The following is a 15,413-nucleotide window of genomic DNA, read 5'->3' on the forward strand; positions in this document are numbered from 1 at the left end:
CGCGCACCTAACCCCATCGATGCGGTGCAGGCAATCGCCCGGATGGGCGGACGGAGCGATGAAATGCACCCGGCGTTAATCCCCGCGCAAGGCCCGCCACGCCATATTGCAAGCGTTCAGGAAACGGGAGCCCGGCATGCGCAACGAACGTCTTCAACAGGTTCTGCTCGCGGGCGGGATGGCACTCGCTGCCGGCGCGATCGTCGCGTTCGGCAATCCGGTGACGAAGGTTTCGAACGATGCCGACGCGCAGGTCGCGCAGTTCGCACAGGCCGCGCGTACGATCGGCAGTCTGGTCATGGGCCGCCCGGCGGGAACCGCACCCGTTCATCTCGGCTGACCGGCCGCTTCGCACGCGAAGGACACCGCGTAACAACAGTTGCCCCGCGCGGCCGCGTTCCCTACCTGTTCACGCGTGACCGATCTTACCCCCGCCCCGTCCGAACCGCCCTATCTGCGCGGCCTTAACGAACCCCAGCGTGAGGCCGTGCTCACTACAGACGGGCCGGTGCTCGTCCTCGCTGGCGCTGGCACGGGGAAGACCGCCGCGCTTACCCGCCGGCTCGCGCATATCCTGTTCCAGCGAAAGGCATACCCGAGCGAAATCCTCGCAGTTACCTTCACCAACAAGGCGGCGAGAGAGATGCGCCACCGCGTCGGGCAGCTTGTCGGCGACGCGGTGGAGGGGATGCCCTGGCTCGGCACCTTCCATTCGATCGGCGCGAAGATGCTTCGTCGCCATGCCGAGCTGGTCGGGCTGCAATCGAACTTCACCATCCTCGACACCGACGATCAGAAGCGCCTGCTCAAACAGCTTATTCAGGCGAACGAGCTTGACGAAAAACGCTGGCCCGCGCGTCAGCTCGCCGGGCTGATCGACGGGTGGAAGAACAAGGGGCTGACGCCGGGCGATCTCGACGCGGGCGATGCGGAGCAATATGCGAACGGGCGCGGCGCGGACCTGTACGCACAATATCAGGAGCGGCTGAAGACGCTCAACGCCTGCGATTTCGGCGACCTGCTGCTCCACATGCTCACCATCCTGAAAACGCATCGCGAGGTGCTGGAACAGTATCAGAAGCGCTTCCGCTACATCCTGGTCGACGAATATCAGGATACCAACGCCGTCCAGTATCTGTGGCTGCGCCTGCTTGCACAGGAGCGAAAGAACATCGCGTGCGTCGGCGACGACGATCAGTCGATCTATTCGTGGCGCGGTGCGCAGGTGGAGAATATCCTGAAGTTCGAGCGCGACTTTCCCGGCGCCGCGGTCATCCGCCTCGAACAGAATTATCGCAGCACCCCGCACATCCTGGGCGCGGCGAGCGGCGTCATCGCCAATAATGGCGGGCGGCTGGGCAAGACGCTGTGGACCGAACTCGATGCGGGCGAAAAGGTCCGCGTGCTGGGCGTGTGGGACGGCCCCGAAGAGGCGCGCCGGGTGGGTGATGAGATCGAAAGCGCGCAACGCGGCGGCACCAGCCTCGACGACATCGCCATCCTTGTCCGCGCGCAGCACCAGACGCGCGAATTCGAAGACCGCTTCATCGCGATCGGAATGCCCTATCGCATCATCGGCGGCTTTCGCTTCTACGAACGCGCCGAAATCCGCGACGCACTCGCATATCTGCGCATCATCAGCCAGCCCGCCGACGACCTCGCCTTCGAACGCATCGTCAACACGCCCAAACGGGGCTTGGGCGACAAGGCAGTGGCCCAGATACACGCCGTAGCCCGCGCGGAAGGGGTTCCCCTCCTCACCGCCGCCGCGCGCCTCGTCGGCACGGACGAGCTTCAGGCGCGCGCCCGCAATGCGCTCGCCGCGTTCATCGGCGACATCGCCCGCTGGCGCGACATGGCGAACGACCTGCCCCACCCCGAACTCGCGCGCCAGATGCTCGACGAAAGCGGCTACACCGCCATGCTTCAGGCGGATAAATCCGCCGAAGCCGCCGGTCGCCTCGAAAACCTGACCGAACTTGTCCGCGCGATGGAGGAATATGAAACGCTCGGCGCGTTCCTCGAACATGTCAGCCTGGTCATGGACAATGACGCGGTGGCCGATGATGCAAAGGTCACCATCATGACCATCCACGCCGCCAAGGGGCTGGAATATGACACGGTGTTCCTGGTCGGGTGGGAAGAAGGGCTGTTCCCCTCGCAACGCGCGCTCGACGAAGGCGGGATCGCGTCACTGGAGGAGGAACGCCGCCTCGCCTATGTCGCGATCACCCGCGCGCGCCGCCGCGCCACCATCATGCACGCCGCCAACCGCCGCATTTACGGCCAGTGGAACAGCAGCCTGCCCAGCCGCTTCGTCGGCGAACTGCCAAAGGAGCATGTCGAGGAGGAAACCACCATGTCGGGCGGCGAAAGCCTGTGGCGCGCCAACTGGTCCGAACATGCCGATCCCTTCGCCGACACCGCGCGCGGCAGCGGGCGCGGACCGGGGTGGCAACGCGCGGCCGGAAAGCTGGGCGGCGAATGGACCGCCCGCACCTTCACCCGCGAAGCCCCCCGCGTCATCGAAAGCCGCGCCAGCGCGGTGAGTTTGGGCAATAAGGGCCGCGACGACATTGCGGTGGGAATGCGCGTCTTCCACCAGAAATTCGGCTATGGCCGCGTCGAGCAAATCGAAGGCAACAAGCTGGAAATCGAGTTCGAACAAGCGGGGCGGAAACGAGTGATGGATAGTTTTGTTTCCGCGACTTAGCCATAATGAGAATTCGCTTTACACGAATCTGCATAATCGGTAATCTGCTTTCGTTATAAATCGGGGGCGTTATGGAACCGACATATCAAGAACTGCTGGAAGAGGCGTTTCCCGCCTCTTTTGATCGCGCTGTGATTTCTGGTGTTCGCCAAGGTATACTCCTTGCGAACGCAGTGATGGAAAATGAGATTTTCCTAAAGACTTTGGTCGGTGGCGATTTGCGAGGCCATCTTCGGCGAGCAGCAGTGCTTTATCGTGTCCATGAGATGTGCAAAGCGGGTGACTTGCCCTTTAGCTCAGTGATGGACCGAATGCCGCGTGGCGGAGGCCATTGGGTGGAACTTCGATCCGGCGACTTCAAAGCGCATATCTGCAGGACGGATGGTCCTGCAGCGTTTCCTGATGACACGCCGACACGTCAAGACGAACGCCGCACCAATCAGCCGGGCCTGTTTGACCAAAACGTTGTGCCGCTTCATCGGACACCTAGCGACCTCGAACAAATGTATGCGTGGCTTACTTTTGGAGCGACTGGCAAAAGTATTACGCACCTATGTTGGGCTATGCCAGCAGCGAGCCTCGATGACTGGCTGGCTCGTATCAATGTTCTTAGGCGAGTCGAGCAGAGCGCAGACGTCGAGGCGTCAGCACCTCCACCAACTGCCGTGCTGCGCTTTCGCGAGCATGTGGAGGAAACACTCCGCGCAAAAAAGGATGACGGTGAGGCTACGGATAAGGCCTAACCTTTTAAAGTAGATTTTATATGCCAACGGTAACAAGCGATAATCGTTTGGGAAAACCAATTCCCGAACGAATTAAAGAAGCTCGCGAAGCACGGGGGCTCAGCGGCGAGCAGCTTGCTGAAATGATTGGCGTGTCGCGGCAAGCTGTTGCTCAATACGAGACTGGCCAAATCACCCCTGGTCCGGACGCGCTTCGGGCAATTATTGCTGTGACAGGACAATCTCTGTCGTTTTTTACGACCTTGCCGGCTCGCCCCTCTGATCCGCAGACTCCATTCTTTCGTAGTCTTAAGCGGATGGAGTCCCATCATCGCCGCCGAATTTACAGGCGACTTCAATGGGCTGGAGATATATTGAGCTTTCTGGAAAGATTTATCGAACTCCCTTCGGTGAATCTTCCAGATTTCGAATTTGATCCGTGGAATGACGATTTTGATCAAATCGAAGTGGCAGCGGAGATGTTGCGGGACCACTGGGGACTAGGGCGCGGCCCCATTCGCCAACTTGCTCACCTATTGGAAGCCAATGGCATTTTTATTGTCAGAGAGTCGGTAAAATGCTCAGACATGGATGCCGTTAGTTGTTGGATCGGCGGACGGGCGCTCGCGTTGCTCTCCTCAGAGGTGGAAAGCGGCCCCCGCGATCTGTTCAACCTGGCGCATGAGCTAGGGCACATCTGCTTGCACGCTGGCGTGGAAGTAACGTCCGAAAATTTAGACAAAATAGAGAAGCAAGCACACGCGTTCGCTGGAGCATTTTTGCTGCCACAAGAAACTTTTAGTAAAGAAGTTTTGGGAACTTCATTAGGATATTTTATATCCCTGAAAGAGCGTTGGGGTGTTTCCATCGCCGCAATGGCCATGCGCTGTAAATCGCTTAGCATTTTTTCAGAAAATCAACAATCCTATCTGTTTCGACAGATGAATACTCATAAAATAAGAAAAATAGAGCCTCTAGATGATAAATTTCCGGTGAATTCGCCCCACGTTATGGGAGAAGCGATGAAAATGCTTATCGAGCATCGCGTATGTAGCATCGGCGAAATCGAGGAAAACCTAGGCTTGAATATGGAAGATGTTGAAGAACTTTGTGGACTAGAAAAAGGTGTTCTGGACCAAAAAGTTGTTCCATTTAGGTTGAAGGAATGAGGTAATTTCGTCTCGCGTTTAAAACTGTTGCCTAAGCGTTCCACCCCCACCCTCTCTCCCGGAGCCCCCATGACCAACACCCCCTTCCGCCCCCGCATTTGGCTGCTCAAGGAATGCCCCTTTTGTCTGAAGCTGCGCATTGCGCTCAACGAAATGGGCCTTGATGAGCGTGTCGATTACATCGTCTTCGACAAGGGCGACGACACCGAAGCCGATCTTCGCCGCCGCCTCACCGATGCCGGGATCAAGCCCAGCTATCCCGCCGCCGAAGTCGCCCCGGGCGAATATGCGGCCGAAAGCGACGATCTGATCGCGCGCTATGCCCGCGAAGCCGGGGTCGATCCCGAAACCGATCTGCCGCTGCTCGCCTATTACAAGGCGGGCGTGTTTCCGCGCTTTGTCGAAATGTTCAAGACATTGAAGGAAATGGGAAAAGCACCGGCATGATCATGGTTTACGAAAACTTGCGCCGCCCCACCTGATTCTTGCGGAATATCGCGCCGGTTGCACGGTCGGATATTCCGGTCGCCATAGAGGTGACTGGGAGTACCCGGCAATGGCGTTTGATCAGGACCAGAATTGGGCAATCGCGCTTGCCGCCGACCGCATCCTGGTGGAGGCGCGCGGCGCATTCACCGAAGCCTGCCTTGCCGCCCATTTCGATGAACTCGCCCGCCATGTCGCGGATCAGCATGAACGCGGCTGCGTGCGCGCACTGGTCGATCTTCGCGGCGCGCGGGTTCAGCCGCCGGCCGTGATCGGCCTGATCCATCGCCGCGCGAACGAACTGTATCGCGACGGCGACCGGGTCGCGCTCATCACGCCCACTTCGCTCCTGAAGGTGCAATTGCGCCGTATCCTGCCCCCGGATCGGTTCGGCATCTTCGTCTCGCCCGGTGCCGCCAACCATTTCCTCGACCGTGCCGGGGAAAATGCCATGGCGATGGGCTGGTAACACCGGACGAGACTTTTGTTTTACCCGGGGCGTGCGGGCGGGGCGGCGTCGCGCACCCCGCCCGTTCGTTAAATCGGCCTTCTACCAAAGCGCAATGACACCGTGCGAACTTTACCAATGCGGGTGAGTCGTCCTCACCAAGCCCTTGATATTACGAACTGTGATCGGCGATGATCCGCCAGTGCCCTTCGCGCTTTTCGAACACCAGCGACGTCATACCGCTGCTCGCCGCGCCGCGATCGGGCGTCAATATCCAGCGCGCGATCAGCAATTCGCGGTCATTGCCCAAGGCGCGCCAGTAAAGCGGTTCGAAGCGCAGCGCCCCGCGCGTGTTGCCGCGCTTCGTAAAGCTGTCGGCATAGTGCGCGGCGATGTTCGCCCGCCCGCGGATCACTCCATCGCCGGTCACATAGGTCGCATCCCCGGCATAGATTGCGGTGAAGCGGTTCAGGTCGCCGCTGTTCCACCCCGCCGCGCTCGCCTCCATTTCGCGAAGGATCGCCGCGCGCGCCGCCGCCTCCGCGTCCGCTGCGGGCGTCGCGGTCATCACCAGCGCCGCCGCCACGATCATTGCCGCGTCTCCAGCGCCTCTGCATCCGCATCGGCCAGTTCGTCGGCGGCGAATTTTTCGCGCCGCATCGAAAACCGCCCCCGGCACGTGCTGTCGACCGACCAGGTGCCGGTCACTTCGGTTCCGTCGGCATTTACCTGCCCGATATAATCGACCGCATGCGCGAACAGCCCCGCCCCGTCATATTGTTTGACGAACGCGACGGTGGGGCCACCGCGCGCGCCGCTGACGATCGCGCGGCGCAGGTCGCCGAAATGGAAATCGTCGGGCTCGGTGATGCTGCCGGTCACGCTGCCCGACAATTCGGTAAGATCGGCGATGAAGGCGTTGCGCTGCGCCGCGCCGCTATAGCTGCCGTACCAGATGCCGGTCAGGTCGCGCTCGTCTGTCATGCGCGCCCGCCTGTCCTACACGCCCGCGTTGCTGCACATTGGTGCTGTCCGCTCTTTCGCATCGCCCTCCCCATCCGAATGGTTTTCGTGACGTGGTATTGCGATTGCCTATAACATTCTTTCGTCTTTTACGCGAAAAGTGCGAAGCTAGTCGACGGCGCGCCGGTCCGACTCACTTGCTGACCAGCGCCTCCAGCGCATCGACGGTCAGCGGTTCGGCGCACAGAAACCCCTGAAAGAACTGGCACCCTTCCTTGGCCAGCAGGTCGAGTTGCGCTTCGGTCTCCACCCCTTCGGCGATCAGGCCCAGCCCCAGCGACCGCGCCATTTCGATCACCCCGCGCACCACAACCCGGTCGCGTGCGCTGCCGCCGATATCCTGGCTCAACTTGCGGTCGATCTTCAGATAATCCAGCGGCAGCGCCTTCAGATAGGCCAGGCTGGAATAGCCGGTGCCGAAATCGTCGATCGCCACGCGGCACTGCGCGGTGCGAAGCTGTGAAAAAAGGTCCGCCGCCGCGCCCAGGTCCTCCATCAGTCCGGTTTCTGTCACTTCCAGCGTCAACCGGCTGCGCGGAAAGCCGCTGGCGTCGATCCGGCCGAGCAGCGTGTCGGCGAAACCGGGTCGCGCGACGTCGTCGGCGGTGATGTTGACCGACATGCGAAGCTGCTGCAGCGCCTTGGGCCAGCGTGCCGCCGCATCCAGTGCTGCGCGCTGGATCGCCGCCGACACCGCGCCGGCCAGCCCCGCCCGCTCGGCCGCAGTCAGCAGCAGTTCAGCACCCAGTTCGCCCAGCACCGGATGACGCCACCGGGCAAGCGCCTCCACCCCGACGATCGCGCCGCTGGCGATTTCCACCTGCGGCTGGAACCGGATTTCGATCTGTTCTTCGTCCAGCGCGGCGCGGATATCGACGGCAAGCTGCTCAACCGACTGGTGCGCCGGCTCCGCCCGTGCCGACACCTGCCCCTCCCGAGCAAGCGCCAGCGCTTCGGCGGCGCGGCGCAGGAACGTCGCCGGTTCGTCGCCTTCGCGCCGCTCGGTCACGGCCAGCCGCGCCCCCACCCGGGTCTCGCCCGCCGGAGTCGATAGCGGGCGCGACAGGACATGCTGCATCTCGCCGCCGAACAATTCCATGCGTTGGCCTTCGCACGGCGCCGCGACCAGGAAGTCCGCGCCGCCCAGCCGCGCGACCACGGCATCGCCGCCCAGCGAAGCCGCCGCCTTTTCGCTCAGCTTCGCCGCCACCCCGCGCAACAGCGCATCGCCCACCGCGCGGCCCAGCCCGGTATTGACGATCTCGAACCCCGCCAGTCCGACCAGCAGGCCCGATACCGGCGCGCTCCCGGCGAAATTGCGCTGCAACCATTCGCGCGCGCCGCTCGCATCCAGCACGCCGGTCAGCCAGTCGAGACTGACGGGCGGCGGCACGCCCTCCGCTGGCGGTTCCAGCAGCGCACGAATTTCGCGCCCTCCTGCCGTTCGACCCAGATGCTCCACCACCCTGCCGAGACCGGCCAGCGTGTGGACCACCGCCTGCGACACCGCGCCTGACCGCAACCGGCGGATGGCGGCAAGCAGCGCCGCCCGCTCCGCCACCGCCACCATGCGAAGCGCTTCGCGCACCGGCAGCGTCCTGTCGCAGTCCAACGCGGCCGCCAGCGCCGGGCTGAGCATCAGCGTCGCCCCTCCATCCCATCGCCATTGCAGCAACCCGCTCGCGCGCTCATCCTGCCGCGCCTGCGCCACGCCCGGCATGCTTCGCCGACAATGCGCCTCGGCAAAGCGGATGCCGTGGACCAGTTCGGACTGGCTGATCGGGCTGGTCAGAAAATGCGTCGCGCCCGCCGAAAGAAACGCGCCGAGCGACCCCACCATGTTGCGCGACACCAATATGATCAGCGCGCCCCCGCGCCCGCCGACATGACCGGCCAGCCGGCTCGTCGCCGCCAGCGCCTCTTTCACCGCGCCGCGCGCATCGACGAGTACCACCGCTGCACCGCTCGCCAGCAACCGTTGCTCCACGCCTTCCGGCCGCCGTGCCGCCACGACGCTCCATCCGGCGCGCGAAACCGTCGCGGCCAGTTCGTCGCGATGGCGAAAGGACAGCAGGAAGATCGGTTCGCGCCCCGCCCCGACGCCGTTGCCAGCCATCGCTTCGTCCGGTTGCCGTTCGGTTGCATCCACGCCTGTCACGCCCCTTCGTCTACTCCATGCCAAGCATTCGACCAATCCGCGCGAAAGCGCCCTTGCCGGGGTTGTCGCAGGCGATGCTAACGCTTAGCTCTTCCCCCATGGCTTTTGCGCCCGCCCTTGTCGACCAGCATGGTCGCACCATCAGCTATCTTCGCATTTCGGTCACCGACCGCTGCGATCTTCGGTGCCGTTACTGCATGGCGGAACACATGAAGTTCATGCCGCGCGACCGGCTGCTCTCGCTTGAAGAAATCGCGACCATCGCCGAACGCTTCATTGAACGCGGGGTGCGCAAGATTCGGCTGACCGGCGGCGAACCGCTGGTGCGGCGCGACGTGGTTGAACTGACCCGCTGGCTAGGCCGGTATCTGGGCGACGGGCTGGACGAGATCACGATGACGACCAACGCCAACCGGCTGGCCGAACATGCGACGGATTTGTACGCGGCGGGCATGCGGCGGATTAATGTCAGCCTGGACAGTCGCGACCCCGACACATTCCGCTTCATCACCCGGCATGGCGATGTCGAACGCGTGCTTGGCGGCATAGCCGCTGCGAAGGCGGCGGGCATGGCGATCAAGATCAATATGGTGGCGCTCAAAGGGCTGAACGACGAAGAGATCGCTCCCATGCTGGGCTGGTGCGCTGAGGAGGGGTTCGACCTCACGCTTATCGAGACCATGCCGCTGGGCGAGGTCGAGGAAGACCGGATCGAACGCTTCGTGCCGCTTACCGCAGTGCTCGACGATCTGAAAACGCGGTTCGATCTTTCCCCTGCCGATCACCATACCGGCGGTCCGGCACGCTATTGGCAGGTCGCCGACACGCCGACGCGGCTTGGCCTGATATCGCCGCTTACCAATAATTTCTGCGCCGGGTGCAATCGGGTGCGCCTCACCACCGAAGGCAAGCTGTTCATGTGCCTGGGCCATGAGGATCAGGTTGATCTGAAGGCAGCGCTCCGCGAGGGCGGGATCGGTGCGGTGGACGATGCACTGGATGTCGCGATGATCCGCAAGCCCGCCCGGCATGATTTCCGTATCGAACGCGAAGCGGCGCCGGCGGTATCGCGCCATATGAGCGTCACCGGCGGATGAGCGCAGCCATCAAGCGCGCACTGGTCGCCTCTCCCACGCCCGCCGCGCAGACCGCCGCGGAGGAACTTCGCGCCGCGCATGACTGGGTCGATTATAGCGATGCCGAACTGGTCGTGGCGCTGGGCGGCGACGGGTTCATGCTCCAGACGCTCCACGGGATGTTGCAGCAGCGGCGCATCCTGCCGGTCTTTGGCATGAACTTGGGCACGGTCGGCTTCCTGATGAATGACTGGCGCCCCAAGGGCCTGGAAGACAGGCTGACGCGCGCGCGGTCATTCAACGTCACGCCGCTCACCATGCGGGTCGAAACCGTCGATGGTGAAATGAGCGAAATTCCCGCGATCAACGAAGTGTCGCTACTGCGCGAAACGCGTCAGACCGCCAAACTGGAAGTGACCGTCAACCAGCGCGTGGTGATGCCCGAACTGGTATGCGACGGCATTCTGGTCGCGACGCCCGCCGGATCGACCGCTTATAACCTGTCCGCCAATGGTCCTATCCTGCCGCTCGGATCATCGCTGCTGGCGCTTACCCCGATCAGTCCGTTTCGGCCCCGGCGCTGGCGCGGCGCGATACTGCCCGAAAAGGCGTGCATTTCGATCCGCGTGCTTGAAGCCGATAAACGCCCGGTCAGCGCCGTTGCCGACCAGCACGAATTTCGCGAAGTACGCCATGTCGCGATCGAGATCGACCGACTGCGCACGCTAAAGCTGCTTTTCGATCCCGAACACGCCCTTGATGACCGCATCACCATGGAACAGTTCATCGCCTGAAGCCACGGAAGCGATGCGCGGCAGGTAGCGCCCGCATGGCGGCGATCAGAAGCAATTTCAGTAAAAAGTGGCTCCCCGGGCCGGATTCGAACCAGCGACCGATCGGTTAACAGCCGATTGCTCTACCACTGAGCTACCGGGGAATGCCTTGGGCTTCGCATGGCGGACGATACCGTCTGCGAGAGGCGCGCCTATAGCAGTCGATTTCGACGGATTGCAAGCACCTCTATATGCTTATTCGCATCTTTTTGCGCCGTGCCGTTCCGCCTGCATCAAACCGGTTATTTGGCGGCGCGGCGCATATGGGTGCCGCGCACATGCTCCATGACCTGCTGCGCCTGAAGCTTCACCGCCCCGGCGATGCTTTCGTCAATAATCGCTCCGCTTTCATCGAAGGGGCGCTGGACGATCGTGTTCACCCCGATGCCGATCGGGGTGGGCCAGCCGCGTAGCGAATGGATGATGTCGCGAAGCGCGCTGAGCGTCACGCCAGTCGCCTGCCACCCGGCTGCCGACACAATCTGTCCCACCGGGCAACCGTCCATATAGACGCGCGCGTCAGTACGAGTATCTTCAAGCAGATCGATGGCGTTTTTGACCAGCGCGGACACGCTGCCGTGATAGCCGGGCGTTCCGATGACGAAGCCATCGGCACCGCGCGCCGCTTCCACCAACGCGCGCTGGCCATCGGTTCGTTGCGGTTCGCCGGGATTGTAATGCGGTAACGCCAGCAGTTCGGCACCGGCGAACATTTGTGTGTGTGCGCCCAGCATTTCGCACTCACCGAGCACCGCACGCACCAGCATTTCGGTCGAAGAGCCTGGCCGTGTGGTCCCGCCAATTCCGACTATGCTTGGGCCGTCACCCATCCAAATCCCCCAGCGTTTTAATGATTGCGGAGAAATCCAGCCCCGCATTGCCGCCATCGGCAAAGGCTTCGTACAGTTGCGCAGCGTGTTTGCCCATCGGCGTTTCGCTGCCGCTCGCCTGCGCCGCCGCCAGTGCGAGCCGAAGGTCCTTCAACATCAACCCAGTGGCGAAACCGCCCGCATATCCGTGATCCGCCGGGCTTTCGGGACCAACCTCCGGTAACGGGCAATAGCTTGTCATCGACCAGCTCTGACCCGAACTTACCGAGGAGATGTCATAGAATTTCTGCGGATCGAGGCCCTGCCGCTTCGCCAGCATAAAGGCTTCGCACGTCGCGATCATCGTCGCGCCCAGCAGCATGTTGTTACAGATTTTCGCAGTTTGCCCGGTGCCGTTGCTGCCGGCATGGATCACCGCCTTGCCCATATCTTCAAGAAACGGCCGGGCGCGATCGAACCCGTCCTGCGTACCGCCGACCATGAAAGTCAGCGATCCGGCATTGGCGGCCGCGATGCCGCCCGATACCGGCGCATCAACCGCCGTCAGCCCCTTTGCGGACGCAGCATCGGCAACGCGCACTGCGGTTTCCACGTCGATCGTCGAACAGTCGATCAGTACGGCGGCGGTATCGGCGATACCGAACACGCTTTCCTTGTACACCTGTTCGACATGGCTGCCGGCGGGCAGCATGGTGATGACGGCTTCGGCCTTTTCCGCCGCCTTCGCCGCGCTGTCGACAGGCAGGCATCCGGCCTGTTTAGCGCGCGAAAGTGCCTCTTCGGACAGATCGAAGGCGTGAACGTCATGCCCCTTCTTGGCGAGGTTCGCAGCCATGCCGCCGCCCATATTGCCGAGGCCGATAAATCCTACCCGTGCCATTGAATCCAATCCTCTCGCTTATGATTGATGAAAGCGCCGTTACCGACCCTTCCAGTTGCCCGGCCTTTTGTCGACGAACGCGGCCATACCTTCGCCCTGGTCCTCGGTGCCGAAGAGGCCGTGGAACAGGCGGCGTTCGAACTGCACCCCCTGATGCAACATGGTTTCGAACGCGGCGTTGACCATCTCCTTGTTGGCCATCACGGCGAGCGGCGCCATTTCGGCAATCGTCGTTGCGGTTTTCACCGCTTCTTCGATCAGGTCAGCAGCGGGGATAATACGACTCACCAGACCGGCGCGTTCGGCCTCTTCGGCATCCATCATCCGGCCGGTCAGGCACATTTCCATCGCTTTCGCCTTGCCCACAGCGCGAGTGAGCCGCTGCGACCCGCCCATGCCGGGGGTGACGGCCAGTTTCACCTCAGGCTGGCCGAACTTCGCGGTGTCCGCGGCAAGGATGAAATCGCACATCATCGCCAGTTCGCACCCGCCGCCAAGCGCATAGCCGGCGACCGCCGCGATCACCGGCTTTCGGGTGCGGGTGAACTGTTCCCATCCGGCGAAGAAATCGCTGCCGTACATCTCGGCAAAGCCCTGCGCCTGCATCTCCTTGATATCGGCACCGGCGGCAAACGCCTTTTCGCTGCCGGTAATGACTGCACAGCCCTGCCCCTTATCAGCGTCGAACGCAGCCATGGCATCCAGCAGGTCGATCAGAATCTGACTGTTCAGCGCATTGAGCGCCTTGGGCCGGTTCAGCGTAATCAAAGTCACACGGCCGCGCTGTTCGACGGTGATCGTTTCGTAATCGGCCATTGCTTGTCCTTTCGTTCAGCCCTGCGGCGTCCATGCCTCGTCATCAGGCAGCGGCGCAAAAATCTGATCGATCATGTGCGCGCTGACCGCTTCGGGCGTAGCGGGGTTCCATTTGGGGTCGTTGTCCTTGTCGACAATGACCGCGCGAACACCTTCGATGAAATCGTGCCGCTGGCAAACATGCGCCGCGACCGCGAATTCCTGCCGCATCTCGTCCTCAAATGTCGGCATGGTGCGTCCATCCGCGAGCAATTTGAGCGCCACCTTCATCGTTTGCGGCGATTTGGTGCGAAGCGTGGTAAGCTGCGCATTCGCCCATTCGCCGCCATCTTCTTCCAGCGCGACATAAATGTCCTCCAGACGATCTGCGGCGAACAGCCGGTCGATCGCCTGCTGGTCCGCCATGATTTTGGATTCCGGCGGCTGCACGGAGAGTTCGCCCAGCACCGTATCGACCGCTTGCGGATCCTCGGCAATACGACGCTTCGCCTCATCCAGCCTGTCCGAGGGCAGATAATGGGTGGCGAGGCCGAGTGCGAGGCAGTCCGCCCCATCGATCCGCGCTCCCGTAAGGGCAAGATACTCGCCCATCCGCCCCGGCAGCCGCGAAAGATACCATCCGCCGCCGACATCGGGAAACAGGCCGATCCCTGTTTCAGGCATGGCGAGTTTCGTATTCTCGGTCGCTACGCGATATTTGGCGGGAAGCGAAATCCCGACGCCACCGCCCATGGTGATGCCGTCCATGAACGTCACCACCGGCTTGGCATAGGTGAACAGCCGATGGTTCATGCGATATTCCTGACGGAAGAATTCGCGCGCCGCGCTGCCGTCCCCCGCCCCGCTTTCAGCGACCATGCGGATGTCGCCGCCCGCGCAGAAACCGCGCCCCTCGGCATGATCAATCAGAACCGCCTCGATCGCGGTGTCGCCGCGCCATTCGTCGAGCGCCTTCGCCATGGCGATGCACATCGGCGTGTTGAGCGCGTGGATCGCCTTTGGCCGGTTCAGGCGGATACGCCCTGCCTTGCCGTCGGTTTCGATGCGAACATCGTCGGTCATCATGGTTCCTCTGTAAAAGCGCGCGGATTTACTGGCGCAACATGTCGCGACCGATGATCATGCGCATGATCTGGTTCGTGCCCTCCAGGATCGAATGCACGCGCAGATCGCGCCAGAAGCGTTCGACCGGATAGTCCATCAAATAGCCATAGCCGCCATGCAGCTGCAGCGCATCATTGACCACCTTCGATCCGGTGTCGGTGGCGAGCCGTTTCGCCATTGCGGCGAAACGCGTCTTGTCCGGGGCATTGGCGGTAACCTTGGCCGCCGCGACATAGAGCAGGCAGCGCGCCGCCTGAAGCTCGGTTTCCATGTCGGCCAGCATGAACTGGGTGTTCTGAAAATCGGCGATGGCCCTGCCGAACTGCTCGCGCTCCTTCGTATACCGGACCGCCTCGTCGATGCAGCGTTGCGCCCCGCCCAGTGAGCAGGCGCCGATATTCAGACGCCCGCCATCAAGCCCCATCATCGCGATGCGGAAGCCTTCGCCTTCGGCCCCCACGATATTGGCGACCGGCACGCGGACGTCCTCGAAATTCACCTGCGCGGTAGGCTGCGAATGCCATCCGAGCTTCTTCTCCTGCGCGCCGAAGGTTACGCCCGGCATGTCCTTTTCCACGACAAGGCAGGTAATCCCTTTCGGACCATCCTCGCCCGTACGCACCATCACGACGTACACTTCGTTTTCGCCGCCGCCCGAAATGAACTGTTTCGATCCGTTAAGGACATAATGATCACCCTCCTTCACAGCCCGCGTTTTCAGCGCCGCAGCGTCCGATCCGGAAGAGGGTTCGGTAAGGCAATAGCTCGCCATCCGGTCCATGGTGACGAGGTCGGGCAGATATTTGCCCTTCACAGCATCGGAGCCGAACCGGTCGATAATCCATGACGCCATGTTGTGGATCGAAATAAATGCGCTGGTTGAGGGGCAGCCATAGGCCATCGCCTCCATGATCAGCGCCGCTTCCAGCCGCCCCAGATTGATGCCGCCCGATTCTTCGGAGACGTAAATCGCGGCGAATCCCAGTTCTGCCGCCTCCTTGATGACATCGCGCGGGAAAATATGCTTTTCATCCCATTCGCCCGCATGGGGGGTGATGCGATCGGCAGTGAATTTACGCGCCATTTCCTGGATCGCGCGCTGGTCCTCGTTCAGGTCGAATTGATCGGTCATTGCTTTTTTCCGCTCTCCTGGAC

General features: G+C 62.1%; 16 protein-coding genes and 1 tRNA gene. 8 read left to right on the top strand and 9 right to left on the bottom strand.

The window, feature by feature from the left end; all coding sequences use genetic code 11:
- Positions 1-136: 136 nt before the first annotated feature.
- From KY084_RS00835 to KY084_RS00860, 6 genes are all read left to right on the top strand, one after another.
- On the top strand, positions 137-340 hold the full coding sequence (locus KY084_RS00835; RefSeq protein WP_219236536.1) for a hypothetical protein: 204 nt from the start codon (positions 137-139) through the stop codon (positions 338-340).
- Positions 341-415: 75 nt separating this feature from the next.
- Positions 416-2,713 carry an ATP-dependent helicase gene (locus KY084_RS00840; RefSeq protein WP_219236537.1) on the top strand — a complete coding sequence of 766 codons (2,298 nt, stop codon included), beginning with the start codon at positions 416-418 and terminating at the stop codon, positions 2,711-2,713.
- A 71-nt stretch (positions 2,714-2,784) separates the two neighbouring features.
- Entirely contained in the window at positions 2,785-3,456 is a 672-nt protein-coding gene (locus tag KY084_RS00845) for a hypothetical protein (protein ID WP_219236538.1), read from the top strand.
- Positions 3,457-3,476: 20 nt separating this feature from the next.
- A complete protein-coding gene (locus KY084_RS00850; RefSeq protein WP_219236539.1) occupies positions 3,477-4,604 on the top strand; it encodes a helix-turn-helix domain-containing protein in 1,128 nt (375 codons plus the stop codon).
- A gap of 69 nt (positions 4,605-4,673) precedes the next feature.
- Positions 4,674-5,051, top strand: a complete 378-nt coding sequence (locus tag KY084_RS00855) for a glutathione S-transferase N-terminal domain-containing protein (RefSeq protein ID WP_219236540.1) — start codon at positions 4,674-4,676, stop codon at positions 5,049-5,051.
- Positions 5,052-5,160: 109 nt separating this feature from the next.
- A complete protein-coding gene (locus KY084_RS00860; protein WP_219236541.1) occupies positions 5,161-5,559 on the top strand; it encodes a hypothetical protein in 399 nt (132 codons plus the stop codon).
- Positions 5,560-5,710: 151 nt separating this feature from the next.
- On the opposite strand, the gene KY084_RS00865 is transcribed toward KY084_RS00860, so the two are convergent.
- The 3 genes from KY084_RS00865 to KY084_RS00875 form a co-directional block, all read right to left on the bottom strand.
- Positions 5,711-6,130 carry an SgcJ/EcaC family oxidoreductase gene (locus KY084_RS00865; protein ID WP_219236542.1) on the bottom strand — a complete coding sequence of 140 codons (420 nt, stop codon included), beginning with the start codon at positions 6,128-6,130 and terminating at the stop codon, positions 5,711-5,713.
- Positions 6,127-6,522 (bottom strand): hypothetical protein, encoded by a 396-nt coding sequence (locus tag KY084_RS00870; protein WP_219236543.1) that lies wholly within the window; start codon positions 6,520-6,522, stop codon positions 6,127-6,129. Before KY084_RS00870 ends, KY084_RS00865 begins: the two co-directional genes overlap by 4 nt.
- A gap of 172 nt (positions 6,523-6,694) precedes the next feature.
- Entirely contained in the window at positions 6,695-8,719 is a 2,025-nt protein-coding gene (locus KY084_RS00875) for an EAL domain-containing protein (RefSeq protein WP_343227921.1), read from the bottom strand.
- Between the two features lie 98 nt (positions 8,720-8,817).
- Here KY084_RS00875 and moaA point away from each other — a divergent pair, with 98 nt between their 5' ends.
- Both moaA and KY084_RS00885 read left to right on the top strand, forming a co-directional pair.
- Positions 8,818-9,816, top strand: coding sequence for a GTP 3',8-cyclase MoaA (moaA, locus tag KY084_RS00880; RefSeq protein WP_246586755.1), 999 nt, complete (start codon positions 8,818-8,820; stop codon positions 9,814-9,816).
- Positions 9,813-10,589 (top strand): NAD kinase, encoded by a 777-nt coding sequence (locus tag KY084_RS00885; protein WP_219236545.1) that lies wholly within the window; start codon positions 9,813-9,815, stop codon positions 10,587-10,589. The genes moaA and KY084_RS00885 overlap by 4 nt, the downstream gene beginning before the upstream one ends.
- Positions 10,590-10,657: 68 nt before the next feature.
- On the opposite strand, the gene KY084_RS00890 is transcribed toward KY084_RS00885, so the two are convergent.
- The 6 genes from KY084_RS00890 to KY084_RS00915 all read right to left on the bottom strand — a co-directional run bounded on the left by KY084_RS00890 (position 10,658) and on the right by KY084_RS00915 (position 15,390).
- Positions 10,658-10,732: transfer RNA gene (locus KY084_RS00890), tRNA-Asn, on the bottom strand.
- A gap of 138 nt (positions 10,733-10,870) precedes the next feature.
- Positions 10,871-11,458, bottom strand: a complete 588-nt coding sequence (locus KY084_RS00895) for an NADPH-dependent FMN reductase (RefSeq protein ID WP_219236546.1) — start codon at positions 11,456-11,458, stop codon at positions 10,871-10,873.
- The gene (gene mmsB, locus KY084_RS00900; protein ID WP_219236547.1) at positions 11,451-12,338 is read right to left on the bottom strand and encodes a 3-hydroxyisobutyrate dehydrogenase; all 888 of its coding nucleotides are present in this window, start codon (positions 12,336-12,338) and stop codon (positions 11,451-11,453) included. The genes KY084_RS00895 and mmsB overlap by 8 nt, the downstream gene beginning before the upstream one ends.
- Positions 12,339-12,377: 39 nt before the next feature.
- Positions 12,378-13,154 carry an enoyl-CoA hydratase gene (locus KY084_RS00905; RefSeq protein ID WP_219236548.1) on the bottom strand — a complete coding sequence of 259 codons (777 nt, stop codon included), beginning with the start codon at positions 13,152-13,154 and terminating at the stop codon, positions 12,378-12,380.
- Between the two features lie 15 nt (positions 13,155-13,169).
- Entirely contained in the window at positions 13,170-14,216 is a 1,047-nt protein-coding gene (locus KY084_RS00910; RefSeq protein ID WP_219236763.1) for an enoyl-CoA hydratase/isomerase family protein, read from the bottom strand.
- A 28-nt stretch (positions 14,217-14,244) separates the two neighbouring features.
- Positions 14,245-15,390, bottom strand: a complete 1,146-nt coding sequence (locus tag KY084_RS00915; RefSeq protein WP_219236549.1) for an acyl-CoA dehydrogenase family protein — start codon at positions 15,388-15,390, stop codon at positions 14,245-14,247.
- Positions 15,391-15,413 lie beyond the last annotated feature (23 nt).

The sequence above is a fragment of the Stakelama flava genome, from assembly GCF_019351405.1.
GTDB lineage: Bacteria > Pseudomonadota > Alphaproteobacteria > Sphingomonadales > Sphingomonadaceae > Sphingomonas > Sphingomonas flava_A.